This window comes from Streptosporangium sp. H16 (assembly GCF_051918855.1).
Lineage (GTDB): Bacteria > Actinomycetota > Actinomycetes > Streptosporangiales > Streptosporangiaceae > Streptosporangium.
In genome coordinates this window covers 551,321-567,348 of sequence record NZ_JBPXMD010000003.1, presented here as the reverse complement: position 1 = coordinate 567,348, position 16,028 = coordinate 551,321, and the positions used below count along the sequence as shown (strand labels likewise).

Below are 16,028 nucleotides of genomic sequence, written 5' to 3'. Positions count from 1 at the left end.
GCGATCGGCAGGCCGTGCTCGCGCGCGAAGGCGACGACCTCCTCGCTCCCGGAGACCGGATCCCTGGTGCCCGCCACGAGCGGCGCGCCCACCTTCTGGGCGATGTGGCGGGCCTGCACCTTGTCGCCGAGCGCGGTGATCGCGGCCGGCGGCGGGCCGATCCAGGTCAGGCCGGCGTCGATCACGGCCTGGGCGAAACCGGCGTTCTCGGCCAGGAAGCCGTAGCCGGGGTGCACGGCGTCGGCCCCGGCCTCGGCGGCGACGGCGAGCAGCTTGTCGACGTCGAGGTAGGTCTCCGCGGGAGTCCGGCCACCGAGCGCGCGGGCCTCGTCCGCGGCCCGGACATGGAGCGCGTCCAGGTCCTGGTCGGCGTAGACGGCGACGCCGGCCAGCCCCGCGTCCTTGCAGGCGCGGGCGATCCGCACCGCGATCTCACCACGATTGGCGATCAGGACCTTGTGCACCGACGTCGTTCCCTTCAGTACGTGCGGACGGAGGACTGGCGGGCCTTCAACGGAGTGTAGGCGCCCTTTGATCGTGAGGGAGTGCTGGGTCCTGTCCGCCCGGGAGCGGGTCGCGGTCTCACGTACCGCTTACCTCTCCCTGAATTATCAAAAATCAAGACAATGGAGAACGTTTAGCCTCTCGGCGGCCGAGGGAACGTCCATAGCCGCTCGGCATAACCCGGATACCTCTGTGATCCTTACGCCTATCGTGATTTCGTTTGGCGACTCCCACCGACACCGATCCAAAGGAGACTGGCATGAGCCAGAACTTGCTCGGCGGCAATCCCGCGGAAATGCAGCAGATGGCCACCCAGTTCACCCAGCAGGCCGACCAGGTCAGGGCCACCGTGGCCGCCCTCGACCGGGAGGCCGCGAAAGTCGGCACCGCCTGGACGGGGCCCGGTGCCCAGCGTTTCAGCGAGGCCTGGCAGAACTACCGGGCCGCTTTCCAGCGCATGTCCGAGGAACTCGCCGAGGCCTCCCGGGTCATCAACACCTATCGCGGCAATATCGAGTCCGCCACACGATAGGAAACGGTCCGCCGAAATGCCCCGGCCCGCGAGGGCCGGGGCATTTCTCATTGAGAGCACAGATCGGCACGGGGCGGCACGGTCGGCGCGGTCGGTGTGGGGCGCGCGAAGCGCACAAGACGCGGACGCACAAGACACGCAGGGCGTACAGGACGGCGTGCGGCGGTGGTCCTCATGTGGCGGGCGGCCCTTGCGCGACCACGGCCCTCAGGTGACGGCGGCCTGGACGGGGACCACCGAGCCCAGGGTCACCAGCAGGCCGCGGCCGGGGGGCCCGCCGACCGCGCCCCGCGGCAGGCGGACGGTGAACAGGTCGCCGTCGGCGGGGCTCTGGACCGACAGCAGCAGACCCGTGCGGCCCTTGCGCGCCTCGGCCGCGAAACCGCGGTAGGCGGTGGTCAGGTCCCCGGTGGTGCCACCGATGATCATGCCGTGCTCGCCGTCCCTGCCGCTGCGCAGCACCTGCTCCAGGGCGGTGCCCAGGGGGGAGTCCGCGGAGATCAGCTCCGCGTCGTCGACGATCACGACGTAGCGGTCCTGTCCCGCGACGGCCTCGTGCAGGTCGCCGCCCGCGTCCAGCACGGCCAGCACGCCCGGGGTGTCCACCAGCGTGCACAGCGGGCTGCGCCGGGGGGTCACCAGGACCGTGGGGGTGCCGTGGGAGAGCAGCGAGTGGGTGGCGGTCAGCAGTGCCGTGGACCTGCCCGACCTGGGCGGGCCCGCGACGACCGCGGCGGGACCGTGGGCGAGCAGGTCGACGCCGAGCGGTGCCAGCGAGTCGCCTCCGGCGCCGAGCAGCGCCCACAGCGGGGACGGGGGCCGGAAGGAGGGCACCAGATCCAGGACCTGTGCCGCGGTGACGCGCATCGGCAGCGCGTCCACCCGCAGCGGCGGGTCGGCGGCGATCTCCGGCGCCGAGCGGGCCAGCGCCTGGAGGGCGGCGACCTGCGCGGGCCCCGAGGGGTCGTCGCACAGCAGCGCGATCTGGCTCTCGGTCGTGCCGTGCTCGCCGGTCGACAGCGCGCGGCCCGGCGCGAGGGTCGCCGGCAGGTCCTTGACGGGCAGTCCGGCCAGGCCGTAGTCGGAGGGGTCGGCCAGCCGCAGGATCAGCCGGTCGTCGAAGACCGTGGAGATCTGCCCGATCAGCGCGGACCTGTCGCCGGTCAGCACGGCCCGCAGCCCGACCGCGGGCCCCTCGCGCAGCAGCTGCATCAGCGACTCGATCAGCCGCCCGTAGTCGTACGCCTCGAACGCGGCGACGAACCCCTCCCACCGGTCGAGCATCAGGACCAGCCACGGCAGCCGTGGCCCGTCCGTGGCGGCGCGCAGCTCGGCCAGCGAGGCGTACCCGGCCTCGGCGAGGAGCTGCTGGCGCCGCCCCACCTCCTCGCGCAGCCGGGTCAGCAGCCGCTCCACCCGGTCGAGCTGGTCGCGGGTCACCACCGCCCCGCAGTGCGGCATCGCCATCAGCGGCAGCAGCGATCCCGAGCCGCAGTCGATCGCGTGCACGTGCACGTCGTCGGGGGAGGCCCCGGCGGCGATCGCCCCCGCCAGCGTGCGCAGCGCGGTGGACCGCCCGCTGCGCGAGGCGCCCGCGACGAGCAGGTGCCCCCCGTGGGCGAGGTCGAGTGCCAGCGCCCGCCGGTCCTGCGCCCAGGGCAGGTCGGTGATCCCGAAGGCCAGTGGCGGCACCTCCTCGACCCCCGCCCGGTACGGCAGCCCGCCGGGCGCGTCACCGGGCAGGACGGGCGGCGCCGGGAGGACGGGGACGGTCACGAGGTCGGGAAGCGGATCGAGCCAGGGACTCGGCTGCTTCGCGACCCCGGCGAGGCGGGCCGCCTCGACCATGGCGTCGGCGAGCAGGGACAGGTCGGTGACGTGGCCGCTCTCGGCTCCGGCGTGGACCGTCCTGGGGTGCCCCAGGGCCTGCCAGCCGACCTCCGTCACCCGTACCCTCATCTCGCCGCCCGAGGCGCCGGGGCTCCGGCCGCCGATCCGCGCGGTCTGCACGGCCGTCGCCGCCCCCGCGCCCGACTTCACGTAGCACCGGCCGGGAGCGGACTTGGGGATGTACGAGGCGTCGGGGCGGCCGATGACGTCGGCCGACTCCGACGCCTCGGTGACCCGCAGGGCGATCCGCAGGGAGGTGTTGGCCTGGATGTCGGCGGTCACCACGCCGCCGGGCCGCTGGGTGGCGAGGATGAGGTGGATGCCGAGCGAGCGTCCCCGCCTGGCGATGTCGACCAGCCCGGTCATGAAGTCGGGCAGCTCGCTGACCATGGCCGCGAACTCGTCGATGACCAGCACCAGCCGGGGCAGCGGGGCCGGGGGCTCCAGGGACGCCGAGGACGCCGAAGACGCCGAAGACGCAGCGCGCCCGCGCAGCGGCCTGACCTGCGGGCCGCCCCCGGCGACGAGCAGGTCGCGGGAGGCGCGGGCCGTACGGGCGTCGCGCAGCTCGTGGTAGTCCTCGATGTCCTTCGCCCCCGCGGCCAGCAGCAGGCGCTCGCGGCGGCGGATCTCCGCGGCCAGCGAGGCCAGCGCCCGCTGGGTCAGGTGGCCGTCGAGGTCGCTGACCATGCCCACCGTGTGCGGCAGCCGCACGCACTCCTTGAACGCGGCGCCGCCCTTGTAGTCGATCAGCACGAACGTCATCTCGTCCGGCCGGTTGGCCACCGCCAGCGAGCAGATCAGGGTCTGCAGCAGCTCTGACTTGCCCGCGCCCGTGGTGCCCGCGATGAGCGCGTGCGGCCCGTCCCTGCGCAGGTCGATGGAGAACGGCCCCTCGGGGCCCGCTCCCACCACGGCCTCGGTGGCCCGGCCCCAGCGCTTGGCCAGGGCGGCGCCGGAGACCGACGGCAGCTCCAGCAGGTCCAGCAGCCGCGCGGAGTCCGGCAGGGCGACTCCGGCATCGTCGCGGCTGACGTCGCGGATCGGCGCCAGCGAGCGGGCCAGCCTGTCGCACCAGGCGGCCGTCACCTGGTCGGCCAGGATCTCCCCGAGGTCGTCCAGGCCGCCGCCGCGCAGCCGCACCGTGCCGTCGGCCTCCACTGCGGCGACGGTGGCGCACTCCTCGGGCAGCAGCCGCTGGTCGCCGTCGATCGCCAGGGTGTAGACGCCCGCCCTGGGGCCCTGGCGCAGCACCTGGGGCATGCCCGGCAGGGCGCGCAGCACCTGCGCGCCGTCGAGCACGACCAGCACGTCGTAGGGGCGCTCGTCGTAGACGGGGGCGGCGTACGGCTGCTCGGCACCCGTGCCCGTGGCTCCGCCCAGGTCGCCCCAGCCGGCCGGGATGCGGCCCAGCTTGGCCGCGGGGCCCGCGGCGGCGTCGTCGCCGAGGCGCTCGTCGATCAGCGCGGCGAGCTCGCTCACCCGGCGGGCCGCGGTGTCCGGGTCGGCGCCGACCAGGGCCACGCAGTCCTCGCCGCCGCGCGGGGCGCAGTGCGGCAGCCAGCGGACCCAGTTCCAGCGTTCCTCGCCGTCGCCGTGCGCGGACAGGACGACGATTGCCAGGTCGCGCGGGCTGTGCAGGGCGGCGGCCTGGCCGACCAGCCAGCGCGCCACCCCGGCCGCCGTGTTCCTGGGCCCGGTCAGGCCGGCGACGCCCAGGCGGCGCATGGCCAGCGCCACCGGCACGGCCTGGCAGGTGGGCGGGACGGGCAGCGGGGCGTCGACCGGTGCGGAGCGCTCGGGGGCGAACTCCAGGTCGGCGGGGAGGTCGGCGAGGCCGACCCGCAGCCGCAGCGCGTCGGGGTCGTGGTCGCGCCGCTCCCAGAGCCGCCGCCGGGGGCCGGTCACGGTGAGCAGCACCTCGGCCGGGTCGGGCGCGGCGGCGCGGCGGGCGGTCTCGTCGTCGGCGCGGGCGCGCTCCACGGCCGCCTCGAAGACCTTCAGCCGCGCTTTGTACTCCTTGAGCTGCTGGCGGTACTGCTTGCGGCCGTGCCGCCTGTCGCTCCACCACTGGCCGATCATGATCAGTGGCGTCATGAACGCGAACAGCAGGAAGTACGGCGATTTGAGGGCGATGGCCAGGCCCACCCCCAGCGCGGCGGGCAGGAATGCGGTGAGCAGCTGCAGCCGCATGGTCTCGGCCCGCTTGGGCTCGGCCGGGACCTCGAAGCGCCGCGCGCCGCCCGGCGGCCGGAACCTGGGCGGCCGGTTGTAGGCCAGCCCGCCGTCGGGCTGCGCGTCCAGGTGGGCGTCGGGTGGCTCCACCGCCTTGAGGGTGAGCACGGTCCCGCCGCAGCTCAGCAGGGCATGCTCGGGCCAGGGCAGCGGACCCTCCAGGGGGTCGCGGTCCAGCAGGGGGGTCGTGCCCTCCCCGGGCTCCACGGTGATGGCGTCCGGGGTGAGCCGCACCACCGCGGCCCGCGCGGGCAGCCGGGGGTCGGTCACGGCCACCGAGCAGGCGGGGTCGGAACCGATGGTGTGCACACCCAGGCTGAGGCGGTGCACAGAGCCGGCGGCGGGCCCGCCGACCACCCGGATCTCCACGATCCCGCCGGGCTCCTCGGCCAGCGTGGCCACCGCGAGGGAGCGGTCGAGGGTGACGAGGTCGCCGTCGCGGAGCAGGCCGAGCGCGGGGGCGGCCGGGTCGAGGGGGCGGCCGTCCATCCAGAGCGTCGGAGGCTCGGCCCCGGCGGAGTCGCGATCCAGCCCGTACGGGGCCTTGCTGCGCGTCAGCCGCACCACGTTGCTCGGCCGCTCGCCTCCCTGGCCCGCCAGGGACTCCGCGAGCCGTGCCACCGTGGTCGTTTCGTCGCCCTCGACCACGACATCGCGGTCGGCGTGCTCGTCGAGCACGGTGAGCATGATCCGCATCGCCGCTCTCCTCGGGTCAGGCCCCGGATCCACCGTACAGAGTGAAAACCGTCCCCGAGAGAGTGTTCGCGGCAATGTCCTGACTCGCGACCGGTATGTGGAAAACGGCAAAACCTGTGGATAACTGTCCGGGGGTGTTGACCGGTTATGCCGCCCGAGGTGGGCATTTGGCGGTGCGAGGGCGTGCGGGCGGTGGCCTGCCCGCGACGCCCGGCTGTGGAAAACCTGTTCGGAGAACCGGGGGGAACGGCGGGTTCCGGCCGGCGCCAGGAGCGCGCCGGAGGCGGGGGCGGGCGAAGGGAACGGGTGAGGACGGCCGGATCCGGACACGCGAATGAGGTGTGAAAAAGGTGAGGTGATTGGTACGAGAGTTAATTACCGTCCTTATCACCCAGATAAGTCTCCCGTCATCTAGCCAAACAGCCATTTTCTTCTGAAGCGGCGTTGACAGACGTGTTCCTATCAAACGAGCATGGGTCCTGGCTTTTGTCCGACAGCCCGTCGGCATGGTGCGCATAATGGCGTAAATTCGACCAGTAGTTCCCCATATTTATGATCACTCTGGGAGTCCCCCTACCCATGAGGACCAGTGAGAAGCCAACGGGCCGCGTCCCGGTCAACGCCGAGCGTCAGACCTCGGCGGGCACCCTGTCGGGCCCGGCGTCGCGCAAGCTTCCCGTGCCCCCACGCGAGCGCAAACCAGCCCTCGCCGCCCTCGCCGTCCTCCTCATCCTGGGCGGCGCCCTCGCCACCACGCTGCTCGTCCTGCGCAGCGGCGACCGCGTCTCGGCGATCGCCATCTCACAGCAGGTCGGCGCCGGACAGCCCTTCACCGAGGCGATGCTGAGGGAGGTCCAGATCGCCGACACCGGCATCGGCTACGTGGCCTGGTCCCAGCGCGCCCGCGTCACCGAGAACTTCGCCCGCGTCACCCTCATCCCCGGCACGCTCCTCACCCGCGACATGGTGGTCTCCGCAAGCAGGGAGCTCGGCCCCGGCAAGGCGCAGGTCGGCCTGTCGCTCAAACCCGGCCAGACACCGGGCACCCTGGAGCGCGGAGACCGGGTCCAGGTCGTCCACGTCCCGAGCAGGGGCGCCGGGGGCGACCGGGAGAGCCGGGTGCTGGCGCAGAGCGCCCTGGTCCACCAGATCGGCACGCCGGGCAGGACCGGGGCGAACGGCCTGGTCACCATCATCGTGGACAGCACCATCTCGCCGGAGATCGTCGCGTACGCCTCCACCGGCGAGATCGCCCTCGCCGAGCTGCCGGGAGCGCGCTGACGTGGCGCTCATCGTGCTGGCCGCCGACAAGGGCGCACCCGGCGTGACCACGGCGGCGACCGCACTCGGCGCGATCTGGCCGCGCCCGGTGCTGCTCGCCGAGTGCGACCCGGCGGGCGGCGACCTCGCCTACCGCCTGCCCGCCGCCGACGGCGGCGTGCTCAACCCCGCCAGGGGCCTGCTCACCCTGGGGGCCACGGCCCGCCGGGGCCTGCACCCCGACCAGATCCACGAGCACACCCAGAAGATCATCGGCGGCCTGGACGTGCTGGCCGGGCTGACCCACGGCGAGCAGGCGGCCGGGCTGACCTGGCTCTGGGGCCCGCTCGGCCGGGCGCTGGCCACGATGCCCGACGCCGACGTGCTGGCCGACTGCGGGCGCATCGGCGGGCACCCCCAGCTCGCCGAGCTGACCACCGAGGCCTCGCTGGTCGTGCTGTTCACCAGGGCCAGCCTCGACCACGTCGCCCACCTGCGCGAACGCCTGCAGATCATGCCGCGCGAGCCCCAGGTGGGGGTGGTCGTGATCGCCGATCCCCGCCAGTACCGCACGACCATCGACGAGGTGCGCCGGATCGTCACGGGCACCGGCAGGCACGTCGCCTTCGTGAGCGGGCTCGCGCACGACCCCAAGGGCGCGGAGCTGCTGCGCGGCCAGTGGGGCGGGCGGCTGGACCGCTCCCTGCTGATCCGCACCGCCAGGGAGCTGGGCGGTCGCCTCGACGCCCAGCTCCGCGCCCAGGAATCGGCGGAGTCGGCCTTCCGCGCCCGGGAGCAGGCCGCCCGCCTGCCCACCGAGCCGTCCCGCTCGCCCGTCGAGCCGTCGGGCGGGGCGAGGCCGTGACCATCGACCACACGCTGGTGAAGCGCTTCCGGCAGGACGTCGGCGACAGGCTGGCCCACCAGCGCCGCCTCGACCAGGCCAGCGGCCTGCCGCCGATGACCGGCGAGGACGAGCGCCAGTTCGCCCGTGCCCTGATCGCCCAGATCCTGGAGGAATTCGCCCGCGGCGAGATCGGCGTCGGCAGGACGCCGCCGACCGCCGAGGAGGAGGAGGCGCTGGCCGCGGGGATCCACGCCGCCCTGTTCGGCGTCGGCCGCCTCCAGCCGCTGCTCGACGACCCCGAGGTCGAGAACATCGACATCAACGGCTGCGACCGGGTGTTCGTCGGCTACGCCGACGGCCAGGAGCTCATGCGCGACCCGGTGGCCGAGTCCGACGAGGAGCTGGTCGAGCTGATCCAGATCCTCGCCGCCTACAGCGGCCTGTCCAGCAGGCCGTTCGACACCGCCAACCCCCAGCTCGACCTGCGCCTTCCCGACGGCTCCCGTCTCTCGGCCGTGATGGACGTGACGGTGCGCCCGTCCATCTCCATCCGCCGTTCCCGGCTGGGCAAGGTGTTTCTCACCGATCTCGTGGGAAACGGCAGCCTGACCCCGGAATTGGGGCGTTTTCTCTCGGCCGCGGTGGCGGCGAGGAAGAACATCATGATTTCCGGTTCGACCAACGCCGGGAAAACGACGCTGTTGCGCGCCCTCGCCAATGAGATTCCACCGTCCGAGCGGCTCATCACCGTCGAGCGCGCCCTCGAACTCGGCCTCGACCAGTTTCCCGAACTCCATCCCAATGTGGTCGCCTTCGAACAAAGGCTCCCCAACTCCGAGGGACAGGGCGAGATCACCATGGCGGAGCTGGTCCGCCGCTCCCTGCGCATGAACCCGTCCCGGGTGATCGTCGGCGAGGTCCTCGGCGACGAGATCGTCACCATGCTCAACGCGATGACCCAGGGCAACGACGGCTCACTGTCGACCATCCACGCCAACTCCTCGATGGAGGTCTTCAACCGCATCGCCACCTACGCGCTCCAGGCCACCGAGCGGCTGCCGATCGAGGCCACCCACATGCTCATCGCGGGCGCGATCGACTTCGTGGTGTTCATCGAGAAGCGCAACGACTACGCGGTGGGCGGCAGGCTGCGCCGCTTCGTGTCGAGCGTGCGCGAGGTGGCCGGAGTCGACGGCCGGGTGCTCTCCTCCGAGGTGTTCGCGACGGCGCCCGACGGCCGGGTGGTGCCGCACGCGCCGCTGTCGTGCCTGGAGGAGCTGGCCCACTTCGGCTACGACCCGGGAGGCTGGGCATGACCTCCCTTCCGCCGGGCCTGTTCGACCCGCTGGTGCTGCTTTCCGGCCTCGCGCTCGGCGCCGGGCTGTTCCTGCTCTTCCTCTCCCTGTACGGGGTGCCCGCCAAGCCGGCCACCCCCGGCAGGACGGCGGGCAGGCGCGAGTTCCTGCGCGCCCTGTCCACCCGGACCGCGGTGGGGGCGATCGCCGGGGTGGTCGTGCTCGTGGTGACAGGGTGGCCGGTCATGGCGGTGGGAGCCGTGCTCCTCGCGATGGCCTGGCGGGGCCTGTCCGGCGGCGCCGCGGAGGAGCGGACCGCGATGCGGCGGCTGGAGGCCCTGGCCGCCTGGACCGAGTCGCTCCGCGACACCATCGCCGGGGCGGCCGGGCTGGAGCAGGCGATCCCGTCCTCGATCCGGGCGGCGGCCCCCACGCTCCGCCCGCACCTGCGGTCCATGGTCGACCGTCTGCACACCAGGATGGCGCTGCCCGACGCGCTCAGGCTGTTCGCCGACGAGCTCGACGACCCCTCCGCCGACCTGGTCGTGGCCGCCCTCATCCTCAACTCCAAGCTGCGCGGCCCCGGCCTGCGCGACGTCCTCGGCGCGCTGGCGGTGTCGGCGCGCGAGGAGCTCGACATGCGCCGCCGGGTCGAGGCCGAGCGCCGCTCCACCCGCCGCAGCGTGCAGATCGTGGTCGGTACGGCCGTCGCCTTCGCCGTGATGCTCGTCGTGTTCAACCCCTCCTACGTCGAGGAGTACGACAACACGCTCGGCCAGGCCGTGCTCGTGGTGGTCGCCGGGCTCTTCGGCGCCGGGTTCGCCTGGATGCGCCGCCTGGCCCGCTTCGACAAGCCCGCCCGCCTGCTCGGCCTGCCCTCCGGAGGTGAGGTGCGCGATGACTGAGGCGCTGCTCGCCGGCTCGGTGCTCGGGATAGGCCTGTTCCTGCTGCTGCGGGCGTTGTTCCCGGCCCGTCCCGGGCTGGTGACACGACTGCTGGCCCTCGACGCGGCCAGGGAGGGCACCGACGCGCCCCGAGCCCGGCTCATCCTGCCCGACGAGGAGGTCAGCGCGTTCCGGCGCGGCCTGGGCGAGCGGATGGCCCGCTTCTACGCCGCCAGGGGCTGGGAGGCGCGCTCGGCCAGGGCCGACCTCGCACTGCTCGGCAGGTCGTTCGAGGGTTTCCTGGCCACCAAGGTGCTGCTGGCGGTCTCCGGGCTGCTGGCGTTCCCGCTGCTGGTCGGCTGGCTGGTGCTGATGGAGTGGGGCGTCTCCCTCACCGTCCCGCTGTGGGCGGCGCTCGCGGTCGCCGGGGTCTTCTTCGTCCTGCCGGACCTGCAGGTCAAGCGGGACGCCTCGCGGATGCGCCGCGACTTCCGGCACGTCGTCGGCTCCTTCCTCGATCTCGTCGCGATGAACCTGGCGGGCGGGCGTGGGGTGCCGGAGGCGCTGATGATGGCGGTCTCCGTGGGCAGCCCGGGTCCCGACGACGAGGGGGCCAACTGGGCGATGTCCCGCATCCGTGAGGCGCTCGGCAACGCCAGGATCGTCGGCATCACCCCCTGGCAGGCCCTCGGCCAGCTCGGTGACGAGATCAACGTCGACGAGCTGCGCGACCTGTCCGCCGCGCTCGGCCTGGTCGCCGACGACGGCGCCAAGGTCCGCTCCTCCCTCACCGCCCGCGCCGCGACCATGCGGCGCCGGGAGCTCGCCGAGATCGAGGGACAGGCGGGCGAACGCTCCCAGTCGATGCTCGTCGCCCAGCTCCTGCTCTGCGCGGGCTTTGTGATCTTTCTGAGTTTTCCGGCCGCTATGAAGATGTTGGGGTCCTGACCATGCTGAGCCATCCGTGGGTCGTCTACGCGGTCGCCGTTCTGAGCGTCCGGATCGAGAAGGCGCGCAGCGCCCCCACCCGGGGGGCCTCCGCCGTCGAATGGGTCATCATCACGGCCATCATCGCCGGGGTGGCGCTCGGACTCGCCACCCTCATCAAGACCCTCGTCGAGGGGAAGCAGGCCGAGATCTCCAACCAGTTCGGCGGGGGCGGCGGAGGCGGCGGGGGCGGGGGCGGCGAACTTGGCGACCCGTGATCGCTCGCGGTACCGCGACCGGGAGAACCGGAAGAACCGGGAGAGGGACGGCGAGCGCGACCGGGCGGGAAGACCGCAGCGCGGTGGGCGCGGTGGGCGCTCCGGCGCCGGAGACAGTGGCGGCGAGCGCGGCGCCACGGTCGTCGAGCTGGCGATCATCATGCCGGTGCTGCTGGTCGTCATCCTGCTCATCGTGCAGACCGCCCTGTGGTTCCACGGACGCCAGATCGCCGACGCCGCGGCCAGGGAGGGGGCGCGGCTCGCCCGGGTCGACACCGATTCCTGGCAGCAGGACGCCGAGTCCCGCGCCCAGGAGCTGATCCGGGCCGTCGGCCCGAAACTCCTCGAGGACGCCACGGTCACGGCCTGGGAGGAGGGCGACCGGCGGGGTGTCGAGGTGACCGCCTCGGCGGTCCAGGTCGTCCCGCTGCTGCCGTCCACCACGTTCACCGTCACCGCGCGCTTCGGCGGTCCCATCGAGTGCTTCCGGCCGGACGACGGGAGCGAAGGGTGCGAGTGATCTCCTTGATCTCCAGGACCGGCGGCGACCGCGGGTCGCTCAGCACCGAGACGGTGCTGCTCGCCCCGGTCTTCCTGCTGTTCCTGCTGTTCCTGGTGGGCGCGGGAAGGGTGGTGGAGGCCCAGGGCGAGGTCAACGGCGCCGCCAGGGACGCCGCCAGGGCCGCCTCCGTCGAGCGCACCCTGTCCGACGCCGAGGCCGCCGCGGACGAGGCGGCCCGCGGCGCCCTGTCGGGCGAGTGCGAGCCGGAGGTCAGCCTGTCCGGGGACTGGGAGGAGGGCGGCCAGGTCCACGCCGAGGTGACCTGCTCCCTGGACCTGGAGTTCCTGGGCTTCGGAGCGGCCAAGGAGATGAAAGGCGACTCGGTGGTCCCGCTGGAGCAGTTCCGGAGGGTCGAGGAGTGATCCCCGTGGACCCGCCGCCCCCGGCCGTCAGAGCGCGCCGGAGCCCCGCCCGCCCGGCCGCCGCGCGGAGCGGACCCGTGCGCCCGCCGGCGTGCCGGAGGCTCCCGCGCCCGGCGGCGTGGCGAGGACTCCCGGGCCCGGCGGCGCGACGGAGGCTCCCGCGCTCGCCGGTGGCGTGCCGGACGGCCGGGCATCCGGTGTGTTCGGCCGGTGGGAAGGGGCGCCGCGCGCGGCCGGGTGGGCTCGGCGAGCGGGGGTCGATGTCGATCTTCACGGTGATCTTCTCGGTGGTGGTGTTCCTGCTGGCCGGGCTGCTCGTCGACGGAGGGGCCGCGATCAACGCCCGGCTGCGCGCGGCCGACGTCGCCGAGCAGGCCGCCAGGGCCGCCGCCGACCAGATCGACGTCGAGCACCTGCGCGCCACCGGCGAGGCCCGGCTGCTGGGGGAGGGGGAGACCTGCGGGAAGGCCGAGGAGATCGTCTCCGCTCACGGTGGCGGCGACGTACGGCTCACGGAGTGCACGCTCGGCGGCGACCAGGCCGAGGTCACCGTGAACGTCTCCGTCACCTGGAAGGCGTTCTTCCTGGCCGCCTTCGGCTTCCCCGGCTCGGACATGGAGGCCGAGGCCACGGCCGGGCCGGACATCGGGGAAGACCAATTGCCGTGAATCACTGGCCCACCGGTTGACCGACGACGAATCTGGACGGGGAGGGAGACGAATGCCCACGCGACAGCCCGCGCGCATCAAGGCCAGGCGCACACCGGGAGACCTGCTGGCGGGTCTCGGCGCGCTGGCCGTCCTGGTCGCGCTCATCGCGGGGGTCCCCTACGCGCTGTTCCGGCTGGCCGGGCCGCCGCTCCCGCCCGAGCTGCTCAACCTCGACCTGCTGACCAGCCAGGTGGGCACGAGCACGATCATCGCGATCCTCGTGCTGCTGGTCTGGCTCGCGTGGCTGCAGCTGGTCGTCTGCGTGCTGGTCGAGATCTACGCCGGGCTGCGCCGGGTCGGCATGCCGGCCCGGGTTCCGCTCTCCGGCGGCACGCAGATGTTCGCCAACCGGCTGGTCTCGGCGGCCATGCTGCTGTTCACCGTCTCGGCGGTGGCCCTGCCGATCGCGAAGCTGACCAGCCTGCCGCCCGCCGCTCCCGGCATCGTCTCCACCGGGCTCTCCACGACGTCCGGCCCGGCCTCCGACGAGCGGGCCGAGCTGGAGCCGGTGCAGAAGGCCAAGAAGGTCTACGTGGTGCAACCGCCGCACGGGCGCCACCACGAGAGCCTGTGGGAGATCGCCGAGAAGTGCCTCGGCGACGGGCGCCGCTACCCGGAGATCTACCGGCTCAACCAGCACAAGGAACAGCCCGACGGCAGCCGCCTCCACATGGCCGACCTGATCAGGCCCGGCTGGGTCCTGGACATGCCGGACGACGCGCGCAACATCCACCTCGTCCCGGCCTCCCAGCCGCGCGACGACACCCTCAAGGACCACCGGGACAAGCCGGTGGAGCTGGACGGCCGTACCCAGACCTTCACCCCCGGCCGCGCCGACCTTCCGGCGGAGCCCGCGCCCGAGGTCGCCGACCCCCGCGACAGGGCCGGTGACAGGTCCGGTGACAGGAGCGGGGAAAGGGCCGGCGAGAGGATCGGTGCCGACGGGACGCGGGAGACCGGTACTGGACAGGCGCGCCACGACGCGACCGAGCGCCCGTCGCACACCGTGCCCGACAGCGGGCGGCAGGACCCCGGACAGGTGGAACGGCGAGACCCGGCGGCGGTGGCGGAACCCCCCGGTAGCGGGCAGGACGCGGGGCAGGAGGCCGGGCTGGGGATGCTCGACTACCTGGCGGGGGCCTCGCTCGCGGCGGCCGGGCTGCTGGCGGCGCTCGGACGCAGGCGCAGGCAGCAGCTCTGGCACCGGGCGTTCGGGCACCGGATCACCCGGCCCAGGGACGATGCCGCCCAGGCCGAGCTCGCGCTCAGGCTCGGTGCCGACGCCCCCGGCAGCCGGATGCTCGACGTCGGGCTCCGGCTCCTCGGCAGGTCCCTCGCCGCCCAGAACCGCGTCCCGCCCACGATCTACGCCGCCCACCTGTCGCCGCAGACCCTCGACCTGTGGATCCACCCGCCCGACCCCGACGCCCCCGCCCCCTGGACCGCCCACGACGGCGGCCAGGTCTGGCGGCTTCCCGCGCACGAGGGCCGGATGCTCGACGAGCGGGCGCTCGCCGACGCGCCCGCCCCGTACCCGGGGCTGGTCTCGCTCGGCTCTAACGGCGAGGGCCGGGTGCTCGTCGACCTGGAGGCCGCCCACGGGCCGATCAGCATCAACGGCCCGCAGGCCACCGCCGCCCTGGCCGCGCTCGCGGTGGAGCTGGCCACCAACCGCTGGTCGGACCGGATGCGCGTCACCCTGGTCGGCTTCGGCGAGGAGCTGACCGTGATCGCCTCCGACCGGATCAGGTACGTGGGCGGCCTGGCGGAGATCCTGCCCGAGCTGGAGGCCGGGGCCGGGGGGCGCGCTCATGGCGGTGAGGTGCTCACCGGCCGGATCCACGGGCGCGCCGCCGACCCGGTCTGCACCCCGCACTACCTGCTGTCCGCGATCGCCCCCACCCCCGAGGAGGGCCGCCGGCTGGCGCTGCTCGCCAGGAAGGGCGTCAGGACGGCCGCCGGGTACGTCATCGCGGGCGACGTGCCGCACGCCACCTGGAACTGGACGATCACCGAGGAGGGCCGCGCCGAGATCGACGCGCTCGGCTTCGACGTGGCCGCGCAGCTGCTGCCCCGCCGCCAGTACCGGGCGCTGGTCGACCTGTTCCTGGCGACCGAGCGGCTGGAGGGAGAGCCGCTTCCCGACGAGCCGGAGCCGGTCACGCACACGCCCTCGGTCGAGGTGCGCGTCCTCGGCCCCGCGGAGGTCGTCGGCCCCCCGCCCATGGAGGAGGGGCGGGCCGTGATCGCCGTCGAGATGGCCGTCTACCTGGCGACGCATCCCGGCGGCGTCCACCCCGTGGTGCTCGGCGGCATCCTCTGGCCGAGGGGCGTGCAGCCGGTGGTCAGGGACGCCACGATCGCCAGGGTCGTCGCCTGGCTGGGCACCGACAGCCAGGGGCGGCCCAACCTCTACGCCGACGAGTCCGGGCGGCTGCGGTTCGGCCCCGAGGTGCGCACCGACTGGATGCTCTTCCGCGACCTCGTCCGTCAGTCGCACGCCAACCCCGCCGGGCGCCCCGCGCTCCTCGAGAGGGCACTGAGCCTGGTACGGGGCCCGCTGCTGAACGGTCGCCCGCGTGGCCGCTACGCCTGGCTGGCAGCCGACGACCTGGAGTACAACGTGACCGCGGGCGTCGCGGACGCCGCGCACCGGCTCTGCGAGGTGCGGCTGGCCCGCGGCGAGACCGACCAGGCCGTGGCGGCGGTGCGCGCCGGGCTGCTGCTGGCCGCCGACGACGAGGGGCTCTGGCGCGACCTGCTGCGGGCCACCCACCTCACCGCCGACCCCGTCCGCCTGCGCGCCGTGGTCGACGCCCTGCACCGGCGGGCCGCCTCCCATCCCTACGGCGGCGGGATGGCCCCCGAGACCGAGGCCCTCATCGACGAGCTGCTGCCCTCGTGGCGGATGCGCTCGGCCCCGACGGCATGACGGGCCGGGCGGACCCGGCCCGCGCGGCGGACGTCACGCGGTGGCGGGCGGGTGCCGTGCCGGACGACCGTCGAGCGGGAGACGCGGGAGGTCGTGGTGAGGGCGGTGGTGTG

Annotated in this window: 13 protein-coding genes; 11 read left to right on the top strand and 2 right to left on the bottom strand. The window is 73.7% G+C overall.

Annotated features, from left to right (window positions below):
• Window positions 1-464 (bottom strand): biotin carboxylase N-terminal domain-containing protein (locus tag ACTOQ2_RS08120; RefSeq protein ID WP_440099070.1); only part of this gene is annotated, 464 nt, incomplete at its 3' end.
• A 299-nt stretch (window positions 465-763) separates the two neighbouring features.
• Between ACTOQ2_RS08120 and ACTOQ2_RS08115 the strand changes: the two genes are divergently transcribed.
• The gene (locus ACTOQ2_RS08115) at window positions 764-1,036 is read left to right on the top strand and encodes a WXG100 family type VII secretion target (protein ID WP_329090315.1); all 273 of its coding nucleotides are present in this window, start codon (window positions 764-766) and stop codon (window positions 1,034-1,036) included.
• A 207-nt stretch (window positions 1,037-1,243) separates the two neighbouring features.
• On the opposite strand, the gene ACTOQ2_RS08110 is transcribed toward ACTOQ2_RS08115, so the two are convergent.
• Window positions 1,244-5,857: an FtsK/SpoIIIE domain-containing protein gene (locus ACTOQ2_RS08110; protein ID WP_440099069.1), complete on the bottom strand. Its 4,614-nt coding sequence runs from the start codon at window positions 5,855-5,857 to the stop codon at window positions 1,244-1,246.
• A gap of 579 nt (window positions 5,858-6,436) precedes the next feature.
• On the opposite strand from ACTOQ2_RS08110, the gene ACTOQ2_RS08105 reads away from it, so the two are divergent.
• The 10 genes from ACTOQ2_RS08105 to ACTOQ2_RS08060 all read left to right on the top strand — a co-directional run bounded on the left by ACTOQ2_RS08105 (window position 6,437) and on the right by ACTOQ2_RS08060 (window position 15,915).
• Window positions 6,437-7,138: a hypothetical protein gene (locus ACTOQ2_RS08105; protein WP_362839076.1), complete on the top strand. Its 702-nt coding sequence runs from the start codon at window positions 6,437-6,439 to the stop codon at window positions 7,136-7,138.
• 1 nt (window position 7,139) lies between these two features.
• Window positions 7,140-7,982 (top strand): hypothetical protein, encoded by an 843-nt coding sequence (locus ACTOQ2_RS08100; RefSeq protein ID WP_440067594.1) that lies wholly within the window; start codon window positions 7,140-7,142, stop codon window positions 7,980-7,982.
• On the top strand, window positions 7,979-9,280 hold the full coding sequence (locus tag ACTOQ2_RS08095) for a CpaF family protein (protein WP_440084200.1): 1,302 nt from the start codon (window positions 7,979-7,981) through the stop codon (window positions 9,278-9,280). Before ACTOQ2_RS08100 ends, ACTOQ2_RS08095 begins: the two co-directional genes overlap by 4 nt.
• The gene (locus ACTOQ2_RS08090; protein ID WP_440099068.1) at window positions 9,277-10,164 is read left to right on the top strand and encodes a type II secretion system F family protein; all 888 of its coding nucleotides are present in this window, start codon (window positions 9,277-9,279) and stop codon (window positions 10,162-10,164) included. Before ACTOQ2_RS08095 ends, ACTOQ2_RS08090 begins: the two co-directional genes overlap by 4 nt.
• Window positions 10,157-11,092 carry a type II secretion system F family protein gene (locus ACTOQ2_RS08085; protein ID WP_440099067.1) on the top strand — a complete coding sequence of 312 codons (936 nt, stop codon included), beginning with the start codon at window positions 10,157-10,159 and terminating at the stop codon, window positions 11,090-11,092. The genes ACTOQ2_RS08090 and ACTOQ2_RS08085 overlap by 8 nt, the downstream gene beginning before the upstream one ends.
• A 2-nt stretch (window positions 11,093-11,094) precedes the next feature.
• On the top strand, window positions 11,095-11,349 hold the full coding sequence (locus tag ACTOQ2_RS08080; RefSeq protein WP_440099066.1) for a Flp family type IVb pilin: 255 nt from the start codon (window positions 11,095-11,097) through the stop codon (window positions 11,347-11,349).
• A complete protein-coding gene (locus tag ACTOQ2_RS08075) occupies window positions 11,336-11,869 on the top strand; it encodes a TadE/TadG family type IV pilus assembly protein (protein WP_440099065.1) in 534 nt (177 codons plus the stop codon). Before ACTOQ2_RS08080 ends, ACTOQ2_RS08075 begins: the two co-directional genes overlap by 14 nt.
• The gene (locus ACTOQ2_RS08070) at window positions 11,860-12,273 is read left to right on the top strand and encodes a TadE/TadG family type IV pilus assembly protein (protein ID WP_440099064.1); all 414 of its coding nucleotides are present in this window, start codon (window positions 11,860-11,862) and stop codon (window positions 12,271-12,273) included. Before ACTOQ2_RS08075 ends, ACTOQ2_RS08070 begins: the two co-directional genes overlap by 10 nt.
• A 260-nt stretch (window positions 12,274-12,533) precedes the next feature.
• Window positions 12,534-12,941 carry a pilus assembly protein TadG-related protein gene (locus ACTOQ2_RS08065; protein WP_440099063.1) on the top strand — a complete coding sequence of 136 codons (408 nt, stop codon included), beginning with the start codon at window positions 12,534-12,536 and terminating at the stop codon, window positions 12,939-12,941.
• Between the two features lie 52 nt (window positions 12,942-12,993).
• Window positions 12,994-15,915: a BTAD domain-containing putative transcriptional regulator gene (locus tag ACTOQ2_RS08060; protein WP_440099062.1), complete on the top strand. Its 2,922-nt coding sequence runs from the start codon at window positions 12,994-12,996 to the stop codon at window positions 15,913-15,915.
• The last annotated feature ends 113 nt before the right edge of the window (window positions 15,916-16,028 follow it).

What these genes read in the sequence shown, in the direction of transcription:
- ACTOQ2_RS08060 (WP_440099062.1), top strand. Translation starts at nt 12,994, where the DNA reads ATGCCCACGCGACAGCCCGCGCGCATCAAGGCCAGGCGCACACCGGGA.
- ACTOQ2_RS08115 (WP_329090315.1), top strand. Translation starts at nt 764, where the DNA reads ATGAGCCAGAACTTGCTCGGCGGCAATCCCGCGGAAATGCAGCAGATG.
- ACTOQ2_RS08090 (WP_440099068.1), top strand. Translation starts at nt 9,277, where the DNA reads ATGACCTCCCTTCCGCCGGGCCTGTTCGACCCGCTGGTGCTGCTTTCC.
- ACTOQ2_RS08065 (WP_440099063.1), top strand. Translation starts at nt 12,534, where the DNA reads ATGTCGATCTTCACGGTGATCTTCTCGGTGGTGGTGTTCCTGCTGGCC.
- ACTOQ2_RS08080 (WP_440099066.1), top strand. Translation starts at nt 11,095, where the DNA reads ATGCTGAGCCATCCGTGGGTCGTCTACGCGGTCGCCGTTCTGAGCGTC.
- ACTOQ2_RS08105 (WP_362839076.1), top strand. Translation starts at nt 6,437, where the DNA reads ATGAGGACCAGTGAGAAGCCAACGGGCCGCGTCCCGGTCAACGCCGAG.
- ACTOQ2_RS08085 (WP_440099067.1), top strand. Translation starts at nt 10,157, where the DNA reads ATGACTGAGGCGCTGCTCGCCGGCTCGGTGCTCGGGATAGGCCTGTTC.
- ACTOQ2_RS08110 (WP_440099069.1), bottom strand. Translation starts at nt 5,857, where the DNA reads ATGCGGATCATGCTCACCGTGCTCGACGAGCACGCCGACCGCGATGTC.